The following is a 9,716-nucleotide window of genomic DNA, read 5'->3' on the forward strand; positions in this document are numbered from 1 at the left end:
CTTGACCCGCTGGAGATTGGGAAGCCACCTGCGCTTCGTGGTGTTGTGCGAGTGGCTGACGTTGTGTCCCACCCGGGGCCTCTTGCCGCAGATCTCGCATCGCTTCGACATGGTATCCTCCGTGATTCAAGCACGAATCTTAAATCTACCACAGCCGGTGTCGGCCCGCAAGTCCTTTCGGGGAGAGCGGAGGGCGGCACGTCATTCCCGGTGCGTCGGGGCGGGCCGCATGTTCTCCGGCGCCGAATCCGGGCGGGCCCTGCCCGCCCGGACGGAACCCCGCCCCCTGGGCAGCGTTGACGGCGGGGCGGGCCTCCTCTAGAATCCTGCGAGGGAAGGGCCGGACGTGGCCCCTTCCCGAGGACACTCGCTTCGTGAGGCAGGGAGGGCGCCATCCCCCAGAGAACCTCGCTCCGGTCGGAGGTGCGCTATCTGAAGGGCGTCGGGCCGAAGTTCGCCGCCCTCTTCGCGCGCGCCGGCGTCGAGACCATCGAGGACCTCCTCTACTACGTTCCCCGCGCCTACACCGACTGGTCCCGCATCGTCGCGATCGACGAGCTCAAGCTCGGCGACCGCGTGACCGTCGTGGCCCGCGTCGTCTCGTCGAGCGTCTCACGGCGCGGCAAGCGCACGGTCTTCGTCGCCCTCTTCGAGGACGACACCGGCGCGATCTTCGCCCGCTGGTACAATCAGCCCTACCTCGAGAACGTCCTGACGACGGGTACGCGCGTCGTGCTCTCGGGCGAGGTGCGCTTCGACAAGTACGCCCGGAGGATCGAGTTCACGAACCCCTCATTCGAGAAGATCGAGGAGGGAGAGTCGACCGAGCTCGTGCACGCCGGCCGCATCGTCCCGGAGTACTCCCAGATCGGAGACCTCTCGGGGCGCAGGATCCGAAAACTCATCAAGTCGGCCCTCGACCGCTTCGTGGACGAGCTGGTCGACCCGCTCCCGGCCGACGTCCGGAAGCGCAGGCGGCTGCCCGGTCTCGTGGACGCGATGCACTCCGTGCACTTCCCCTCGTCGCTCGATGACGCGGCCGGGGGGAGAGGACGCCTCGCCTTTGAGGAGTTCTTCCTCTTTCAGATCCTCGTGGGTCTGCGCCGCATGGCGCGGACGGAGGAGGGACCGCACGTCGCCTTCGTCTGGGACGATGCCTCGTACGAGCGGTTCCTCGGTACGCTGCCGTTCGATCTGACGAACGCGCAGCGGCGCGTCGTCCGCGAGGTGCGGGCCGACATGGAAGCTCCCAGAACGATGCACCGGTTGCTCCAGGGCGACGTCGGGTCCGGGAAGACCGTCGTCGCGGCCGCCGCCATGCACCAGGCGGCCGTCAACGGCTACCAGGCGGCCCTCATGGCGCCGACCGAGGTCCTGGCGGAGCAGCACGCAAGGAACCTCTCGGCCCTGCTCGAGCCGCTCGACCTGCCGGTCGTGCTCCTCAGGGGCGGGATGCCGGCCGCGGAACGATCCGAAGCACTCGACGCGATCGGGTCGGGGGAGGCGCGGGCCGTCGTCGGAACGCACGCGCTCATCCAGGAGGGGACGACCTTCGGAAGGCTCGGGCTCGCTATCGTTGACGAGCAGCACCGCTTCGGTGTTGTGCAGCGCGCGGGGCTCCGCGAGAAGGGCGGAGCCCCGGACGTGCTCGTTATGACGGCGACGCCGATTCCCCGGACACTGGCCCTGACGGCGTACGGGGACCTCGATGTGTCGGTCCTGGACGAGATGCCGCCGGGCCGAAAGCCCGTCGTCACTGCCGTCAGGGACGAGTCGGCGAGGGAGCGCGTCTACCGCTTCCTCTCCGAGGAGATGGCCGAGGGCCGGCAGGTCTTCATCGTCTATCCGCTCGTCGAGGAGTCCGAGAAGATCGAGCTGGCGGCGGCGACCGAGATGTACGAGACCCTGAGAACGAAGGTCTTCCCGGATGCGAACGTCGGCCTCGTGCACGGGCGGATGGCGCCCGAGGAGAAGGAGAGCACGATGCGTCGCTTTGAGGATGGGGACATCGACCTCCTCGTCTCGACGACGGTCGTCGAGGTCGGGGTCGACGTTCCGAACGCGAGCGTCATGGTCATCGAGCACGCCGAGCGCTTCGGATTGGCGCAGCTGCACCAGCTCCGCGGCCGCGTGGGCCGCGGGACGCACAGGTCCTACTGCGTCTTGATGGTCGGACCGGCCGCCTCGCCCGAGTCGCGGGAGCGCATCCAGGTACTGGCCGAGACGAACGACGGGTTCGTGATCGCCGAGAAGGACCTCGAGTTCCGTGGCCCGGGCGAGTTTCTGGGCGTCAGGCAGCACGGCCTGCCGCGCTTCGCCGTGGCCGACCTGACGAAGGACACGAGGCTTCTGGCCGCGGCCCGCGAGGACGCCTTCGCATTTCTCGGCGAGGACCCGGAGCTTGCATCGAAGCAGGGCACGGTCATCCGGCAGGCTGCCGCGAGGCGTCTCAAGCGGACCGACGGGCTGCTCGAGACCGGTTAGACTCCATCAGAGGAAGGAGACGCAGCATGACGCGCGAGGAAGCGCTGGAGCTTGTGAAGCAGCACTGCTCGAACAGGAACCTCATGAAGCACATGCTGGCAACCGAGGCCGTCATGCGGGGCCTGGCGGAGCGGCTGGAGGAGGATGTGGAGACGTGGGCGCTCGCCGGGCTCGTGCACGATCTCGACTACGATGAGACGGCCGACGACCCGGAACGGCACGGCCTCGTCTCGGCCGACCGCCTCGAGGAGGCCGGTTGCTCGGACGCGATCATCCATGCCGTCAAGGCGCACAACAGCCGCGTCCCGTGCGACTGCGCCATGGACCGTGCGCTCTACGCCAGCGACCCCGTGACCGGGCTCATCGTCGCCGCCACCCTCATGCACCCGACGAAGAAGCTCAAGGAGGTCGACGTCGATTTCGTGATGCGGCGCTACGGTGAGAAGCGCTTCGCCGCCGGTGCCAACCGGGAGCAGATCAGTTCCTGCACGGAGCTCGGGATCCCGCTCGAGGAGTTCGTCGGCATAGCGCTGGCCTCCATGCAGGGGATCTCGGACGACCTCGGGCTGTAGGGGAGCGGCGCGGGCTCGGGGCCGACTCCGGCGCGACCGGACAAAGAAAACCGGCCCGGGGAGACGGGCCGGCGCGTGTGTCGGTCGTCGCCGAAGCGTCGCTAGTAGAGCATGCGCTCAGGATTGATGCGCTTCCCGTGCTCGCGCACCTCGAAGTGGACGTGCGGTCCGGTCGAGATGCCTGTCGATCCGACGCGGGCGATGATGTCGCCGCGCTTGACCGTCTCGCCCCGGCTGACGAGGATCTTCGAGCAGTGACCGTAGAGCGTCTCGTAGCCGTTCGGATGCTCGACGATGACGGTCCTTCCGTAGCCGCCCTTCCATCCCACGAAGACGACCCTGCCGGTCAGCGCCGCTCTGATCGGTGAGCCGTATCCCGCCGCGATGTCGAGCCCCGTGTGCATCATCCTCCGGTGATAGACCGGGTGGATCCGGTGGCCGTACCGCCCCGAGATCCTGCCGTGGACGGGCCAGCCGAAACGGAAGAGCTCGGTCAGCGCCTGCGTGCCGGGCACGAAGAGCCGCTCGCCGATCTGCAGAGCGTGGACGTCGACCCCCGGGTTCGCGTTGACGAGGTCGGTGATCTCGATGTCGTACTTCTTGCAGACACCGTCAACCGTGTCGTTCTTCTTGATCGTGATGTAGGTTCCGTCGGTGTCGGGGATCTCGAGGATCTGCCCCGGTCGCAGATACCTGGCGCTCGGCAGGTCGTTCATCGCGACGATCGTCTCCATGCGGACGTGGTACTTCCTCGCGATCGTCCAGAGGCACTCGCCGCGGGCCACGGCGTGGCGCGCGATCTTGGGCGGTCCCTGGTTCGCCTTGCCGTTGCCCCCGATGGGTCCGCTGCGGGCGAGAGGGTAGAGGAACTCGAGCGAACGGTCCCAGTGGCGCTCGCGGGAGTACATGAGCGGCAGGCGCACCTGGGTCTCGCGGCGCGGCGTGCGCGCGTAGCTCACGTTGTTGGCGCTCGCCAGGAGGTCGAGGTCGATGCCGTGCGCCGACGCCACGGTCTCGAGGTCCTCGCCGGGCGAGGCGATGTAATCGTGCGATGCGGTCTCCTCGGGGAGCGGCGTGACGACGCCGATGATGTCGAAGCCCGAGTCGAGGTAGCTCTCGCCGCCCTCCTCGAGGACGCGGCCCCAGGGGGACAGCTCGGTCAGGATGGGTGATCTGGGGTTGAGGATCGGGCGGGCGCCCTCCGTGACCTGATGCACGGTGAGACCGGACGCGACCCAGAGCACGACGACCAGCGCGGACAGCACGGAATAGAACCGCGCCGTCTCCGGGAGACGGTTGAAGTGCGCCAGAAGCGCCGAGGGCCTGGCGGCCGCTGGTGTCAGTGTCGGTCTCTGCATCAGATGGGCAAATATACGGACATGTCAGGGGAGTGTCAAGACATCGTGAGGCGTCCTGAGGGACGCCTCACGGTCTATCGTTGGCATTCGTGCGCCAAAGTGTCTACAGGACCTTGAACGTCAGCCCCAGCGCCAGCGTCTGCCGGAAGCGAACGTCCGGGTCGATCTGCTCGTCGTAGAGCAGGTCGAGGGAGAGGTTGACCTTGATGTGGTCCGTGATGGAGGCGGCGAGCGTGTTCTCCAGCGTCACGTCGAGCGACTTCCATTCGTCTCCGACGCCCTCCTCGTCCTCCTCCGAGTTGATGAGCGCCTGGTAGAGCTCGAGACGGCTCGAGAGCGTGATGCGGTCCTCGGCCATCGGCGTGCGGAGCTCGCTCACGAACTGGAGCCCGCCGTCGGTCGTGGTCTCGGTCTCCCGCTCGTCGCCGTCCCCGGGGACGTTCCGGTCGAGATGCTGCCGGAAGGCCGCGCCGATCCGGTTCGTCCACTCGCGCTCGTCCGTCCTGAAGACGGCGCGGGCGACGCCGGCGCTCTCGGTGAAGAGCACGGGGTTCAGGGACATCGTCTCGTTCGCGTAACGGTTGTCCAGGAAGTGCGTCTCCACGCGGCCCGCCACGAACGGGTCGACGAACCAGCCGAGTGTGAACTGGACCACGGTCTCGTAGTCGATGACGTCGGTCGAGGTCTCGGGGCGCTTCCACTCGTTCGTCTCCGGGTCCTGACGGTGCGACTGTCCGAACTCGAGCTTCAGCGTGTGCTTGTTCAGGATCGACTCCCCGAAGCTCCGCTCGGCGAGGCCGTTCGCGGTCAGGGCCCACGAGATCGACCCCGTTTCCTCGCCGTCCCAGTTGTCGCTGTAGGCGTTCTGCGTCAGCGTCAGGTTGATGTCCGACGCCACGTTCCAGCCCTCCTCGTCCTGGGCCGCGGCCGGTCCCGCCGCGGCGACGAACACGATGCAGAGACTCAATGCGATCAGACGTCTCATGATGGGACCTCCCTGTCTGATGGACGGCGCCGACCCCCGAAGGAGCCGGCGCCGCGCGGATGCTCGTGGCCCGGGAGACAGAACGGCTGCTTCCCTAGCCCTGTTCCTTCGTCATGTGGACATCGAGCTGCGGGAACGGCATCGAGAGCCCGGCCTGCGGGACGGCCTCGTAGATGGCCTGCGTCAGGGCGATCTTGACCGGCCAGTAGTTCTCGGTCTTCGCCCAGGCGCGCATCGCCAGGTTGACCGAGGAGTCGCCGAGCTCCGTGACGAGCACGGCCGGCTCCGGGTCGTCCAGCACGAGGTCGTGGGACTTCATGAGGTTCATCGCCACCTCGTAGGCCTTGTCGACGCTGTCTCCGTACGTGATGCCGAACGAGACATCGACACGACGCGTGTCCATGCGGGTGTAGTTCGTGATCGCGCTGCCCCAGACCTGTGCGTTCGGGATCGTGATGAACTTGTTGTCTGGGGTCTTGAGCTCTGTGGCCATGATGCCGACTCCGCTGACGGTGCCGGAGATGCCGTTGACCTCGACGTACTCACCGATGTCGATCGGCCGGAGCGCAGCGATCCAGGTGCCGGACGCCAGGTTGTTGACCGTGTCCTGCATGCCGAAGCCGAGGATCAAGCCGACGACCGCGGAGAGGCTGAGGAGCACGGAGCCGACGGTCACACCCAGCGTGCTGAGCACGACGAGTATGACGAGAACATAGAGCAGCGCACCGAAGAAACGGCCGAGGAACTCAATGAGCACCTCGGACAGGTTGGAGCGTCTGAGCGACCGTTTGAAGACGGCCACGATGATGCGCGCGACGATCAGGCCGACGATCAGCACGATTGCCGCCGTCAGAACCTGGAGCATCGTCACATTGGTGTGCGGTATGGTCATGTCCCAGCTCATCTGAACCTCCGTCATGCTCTGTGCGCGTTGGCCCCGTCGGGCCTCCTGGCTTCCGCCCCGTCTCGGGCGATGGGCATTAGATGCAACATCAGATAACGGGTTTCGGGATGGCGGTGTCAACGGCTTTTCCGGTCGTTGACGCCTGGGGCGGCCCCCGACGGGGAGGCCGACAGCCTGCTCGTCCGCTCCGGCACCGCCGCGCCAATCCTGTCCGACATCGCCTGAAGCGTCCATGGCACGGGGCAATCCCGCTTGACACCGTGTGATACGAGCACTACCATGACCGCGGTGTGCGCGGGCCCTGACGGCGCTGTGGCGCGTCGTGCGGGGCCGGGGACGCATCCATCGTACCGGAGTCTCGAGAGCGGGGAGGACGACCGGCATGCTCCTCATCCTGGCGCTCGGAGTGTCGCGCCTCATCGTCCTGAGCGCTCTCTCCCTCGTGATAGGCTGCCTGATCGGCTGGCTCGTCTCAAGGGGGGTCCGGAGCAGGAGCGAGCAGCGCCGCAGCGACATCGAGAAGAGCAAGCGCCAGCTGCAGGCGATCTTCGACGGCATCACCGACGGGCTCATCATCGTCGACCGGGATTTCCGGATCGTCGCGGTCAACAAGGCCGAGGCGGCCTTCCTGGGGCAGTCGCCCAAGGAACTCGTCGGGAAGCCGTGCTACGAGGTCTACTGCCGGGGGGAGGAGGCCTGCCCGCTCTGTCCGGCGCACGAGACCTTCGCGACCGGCAAGCCGGCGCTGGTCTCCCAGCTCGAGCTCACGGGCGGCTATCACCGGAAGGGCGTCGACGTCTACACCTTCCCCGTGTACGACGAGAAGGGCAGGACGGTCCAGGCGATCCAGTACATCAAGGACGTGACCGACCGCCTCCAGCTCCAGCGCCAGCTCCGCGAGGTCGAGCAGCTGACCGGCATCGGCCAGATGGCGGCCAACGTGGCGCACGAGATCCGGAATCCGCTCATCGCCGTCGGAGGGTTCGCACGGCAGCTGCACGAGAAGCTCGACGAGGACGATCCGCGGCGCGAGTACTCGCAGATCATCCTCGAGGAGGTCACGCGGCTCGAACAGATCCTCCGCGATCAGCTGACGCTCGAGCGGCACCTGCAGCCGGTCCTGGGTCCGGTCGACATCAACAGGATCCTGCGGGACGTACGCAAGCTGGTCTCTCACGGGATGCTGTCTTCACAGGTCCGCATGGTCGGCGAGCTGTCGGACGACCTGCCCGTCACGATGGGCGACGCCAATCAGCTGAAGCAGGCGTTTCTCAACGTGATCTCGAACGCCATCCAGTCGATGCCGGACGGTGGGACGCTCACCGTCAGGACGGAGCAGCACGGTCAGCGGATCGTCGTGTCGATCAGCGACACGGGCGAGGGGATCCCCAGGGAGGTCGTCGACAAGCTGTTCGTCCCCTTCTTCACCACGCGGAAGACAGGGTCTGGCCTCGGACTGGCCGTGACGCGACGGATCATCGAGAACCACGGCGGGTCGATCTCGGTGTCGAGCACGCCCGGGGAGGGCACGACGTTCGAGCTCAGGATCCCCGTCGTCAGAAGCTCACCCGAGGTGGAACGAAGGAAGATGCTCGGTAACGAAGGCGCGGGCGACGCGCCGCCCCCGAACGGCGGAACCGGCGGGGGAAGAGGAGGTGACGCATGACGAAGCTTCTTGTCGTCGATGACGAGAAGAACATCAGACGGCTGTACGAGACGGAGCTCAAGGGCGACGGGTACGAGGTGGCGACGGCGGAGAGCGCCGAGGAGGCTCTCGAGATGATCGACCGGGAGCCCCCAGATCTCGTCGTGCTCGACATCAGGCTGGAGGGGATGGACGGCATCGACGCGCTCCGGACCATCATGGAGAAGCGGCGCGACCTTCCCGTCATCCTGAACTCGGCCTACTCGACGTACAAGCAGGACTTCGCTTCGTGGATGGCCGACGCGTACGTCGTCAAGTCGGCCGACCTCACGGAGCTCAAGACGACGATCGAGACCGTGCTCAAGGAGCGCGGAAAGGCATAGTCCGTGCGGCGTCTGCGCGCCGGACGGCCGGCTCGGGCGGCCGGGGGGCGGTGAGCTGGCTTTGAAACGACACACCACAACGAGCGTGGAGCGGGATGTCCGCCGGACGCTCCGGGGCGGCGACGAGGTCCAGGCGCTCTGGGACCTCGCCGGCGACTACATGGACGCCGGCCGCTACGAGGACGCCGTGCTCGTGCTCCAGCAGCTCTCCGCGCGGTGCCCCACCGACCACGTCGCCATGCTGGCCTGCGGCACGTGCTACCGGAGGCTCGGGTTCCTCGAGCCGGCGCGCGTCGAGTTCGAGCGCGCCGTCCGGATCGCGCCCGACAGCGCCGAGGCGCACTACAGTCTCGGGCGGATCCACGATCTCCTCGGCCGGAGGGACGAGGCGATCGAGGAACACCTGCGGGCCATCGAACTCAAACCGGACGACCCGGAACCGCATTACAGGCTGGGCGTCACGTTCTCCAGGGCGGGCGAGTTCGAGGCCGCCGAGCGAGCGTTCCGGAAGGCCGTCGAGGTCGACGATCACTGCGCGAAGGCCTACACGAACCTCGGCTACGCGCTCGACCGGCTGGGACGGTCGCGCGACGCCATCCTCGCGTTCAAGAGGGCGATCGAGATCGACCCGGACAACGCGGAGCGACACCTCAACCTCGGCGCCATCTACGGCGAACGCGGGATGCTGACCGACGCCATCGCCGAGTTCCAGCGCGCCGCCGACATCGAACCTGAGAGCGCGGAGGCCCACTACAATCTCGGCACGGCGCTCCTGGGCGCGGAGGAGGAAGAGGCGGCGCAGGACGCCCTGGAGGAGGCCGTCCGGCTCGATCCCGAGAACGCCGACGCGCACTACCGTCTCGGTGTCGTCCGGGCGCGGCGCGGGCTCTTCTCGAACGCCGTCGCGTCGTTCCAGCGCGTGCTGTCGCTCGAGGGCGAGTCGGCGAACGTCTGCTACCAGATGGGGGCCGCCCTCGCAGCGATGGACAGGCTCAAGGACGCCGAGCGGTATCTCAAGCGGGCGGCCGCCGACGACCCCGACGACCGGAGGGTCCACTACCAGCTCGGGCTCGTGATGGACCGCCTCGGCCGCGAAGCGGACGCGACCGACTCGTATCGCAGAGCGGGCGGCTCCGGGTGGGGCAGGAAGAAGACCGGCGACTGACCGGCCGTTCGAGGCGTTGTCGCGGCTCCTCTTTGGTCCGGATCTCTGAGGGAAAGGACACGCGCGTGTACGTGGGACGGGACCGACCGCTCCGCCCGCTTCTCCTCGTGGCCGCTGCGCTCGTCGCCGCGGCCCTTCCGGGCGCCGCGACCGAGGGACGACCGGCGCGAGACGACGCGCGGCCCCCGGCCTCGGTCGCGGTCGACCACTGGGCCTACCC

General features: G+C 67.5%; 9 protein-coding genes. 5 read left to right on the forward strand and 4 right to left on the reverse strand.

Annotated features, from left to right (window positions below; genetic code table 11):
* Nucleotides 1-111, reverse strand: a 111-nt coding sequence (gene rpmB, locus GF405_02385) for a 50S ribosomal protein L28 (GenBank protein MBD3367007.1), incomplete at its 3' end; no start/stop codon positions are given.
* Nucleotides 112-393: 282 nt separating this feature from the next.
* Between rpmB and recG the strand changes: the two genes are divergently transcribed.
* Nucleotides 394-2,484 carry an ATP-dependent DNA helicase RecG gene (gene recG / locus GF405_02390; GenBank protein ID MBD3367008.1) on the forward strand — a complete coding sequence of 697 codons (2,091 nt, stop codon included), beginning with the start codon at nt 394-396 and terminating at the stop codon, nt 2,482-2,484.
* 26 nt (nt 2,485-2,510) lie between these two features.
* A complete protein-coding gene (locus tag GF405_02395; protein MBD3367009.1) occupies nt 2,511-3,056 on the forward strand; it encodes an HDIG domain-containing protein in 546 nt (181 codons plus the stop codon).
* A 101-nt stretch (nt 3,057-3,157) separates the two neighbouring features.
* On the opposite strand, the gene GF405_02400 is transcribed toward GF405_02395, so the two are convergent.
* The 3 genes from GF405_02400 to GF405_02410 all read right to left on the reverse strand — a co-directional run bounded on the left by GF405_02400 (nt 3,158) and on the right by GF405_02410 (nt 6,303).
* Nucleotides 3,158-4,414, reverse strand: a complete 1,257-nt coding sequence (locus GF405_02400; GenBank protein MBD3367010.1) for a peptidoglycan DD-metalloendopeptidase family protein — start codon at nt 4,412-4,414, stop codon at nt 3,158-3,160.
* A gap of 103 nt (nt 4,415-4,517) precedes the next feature.
* Nucleotides 4,518-5,399: a hypothetical protein gene (locus GF405_02405; GenBank protein ID MBD3367011.1), complete on the reverse strand. Its 882-nt coding sequence runs from the start codon at nt 5,397-5,399 to the stop codon at nt 4,518-4,520.
* 94 nt (nt 5,400-5,493) lie between these two features.
* On the reverse strand, nt 5,494-6,303 hold the full coding sequence (locus GF405_02410) for a mechanosensitive ion channel (protein MBD3367012.1): 810 nt from the start codon (nt 6,301-6,303) through the stop codon (nt 5,494-5,496).
* A 382-nt stretch (nt 6,304-6,685) separates the two neighbouring features.
* On the opposite strand from GF405_02410, the gene GF405_02415 reads away from it, so the two are divergent.
* From GF405_02415 to GF405_02425, 3 genes are all read left to right on the forward strand, one after another.
* Nucleotides 6,686-7,969 (forward strand): PAS domain-containing protein, encoded by a 1,284-nt coding sequence (locus tag GF405_02415; GenBank protein MBD3367013.1) that lies wholly within the window; start codon nt 6,686-6,688, stop codon nt 7,967-7,969.
* Complete coding sequence (locus GF405_02420) at nt 7,966-8,331, forward strand: response regulator (GenBank protein ID MBD3367014.1); 366 nt, start codon at nt 7,966-7,968, stop codon at nt 8,329-8,331. The genes GF405_02415 and GF405_02420 overlap by 4 nt, the downstream gene beginning before the upstream one ends.
* 61 nt (nt 8,332-8,392) lie before the next feature.
* Complete coding sequence (locus GF405_02425; GenBank protein MBD3367015.1) at nt 8,393-9,496, forward strand: tetratricopeptide repeat protein; 1,104 nt, start codon at nt 8,393-8,395, stop codon at nt 9,494-9,496.
* The last annotated feature ends 220 nt before the right edge of the window (nt 9,497-9,716 follow it).

Source organism: Candidatus Effluviviaceae Genus V sp. (assembly GCA_014728125.1).
In the GTDB taxonomy this organism is placed as follows: Bacteria; Joyebacterota; Joyebacteria; order Joyebacterales; family Joyebacteraceae; genus WJMD01.

Bases quoted from the DNA above. Each gene is read 5' to 3' on its own strand.
- GF405_02410 (MBD3367012.1), bottom strand. From the start codon at position 6,303: ATGAGCTGGGACATGACCATACCGCACACCAATGTGACGATGCTCCAG.
- GF405_02420 (MBD3367014.1), top strand. From the start codon at position 7,966: ATGACGAAGCTTCTTGTCGTCGATGACGAGAAGAACATCAGACGGCTG.
- GF405_02405 (MBD3367011.1), bottom strand. From the start codon at position 5,399: ATGAGACGTCTGATCGCATTGAGTCTCTGCATCGTGTTCGTCGCCGCG.
- GF405_02400 (MBD3367010.1), bottom strand. From the start codon at position 4,414: ATGCAGAGACCGACACTGACACCAGCGGCCGCCAGGCCCTCGGCGCTT.
- GF405_02415 (MBD3367013.1), top strand. From the start codon at position 6,686: ATGCTCCTCATCCTGGCGCTCGGAGTGTCGCGCCTCATCGTCCTGAGC.
- GF405_02395 (MBD3367009.1), top strand. From the start codon at position 2,511: ATGACGCGCGAGGAAGCGCTGGAGCTTGTGAAGCAGCACTGCTCGAAC.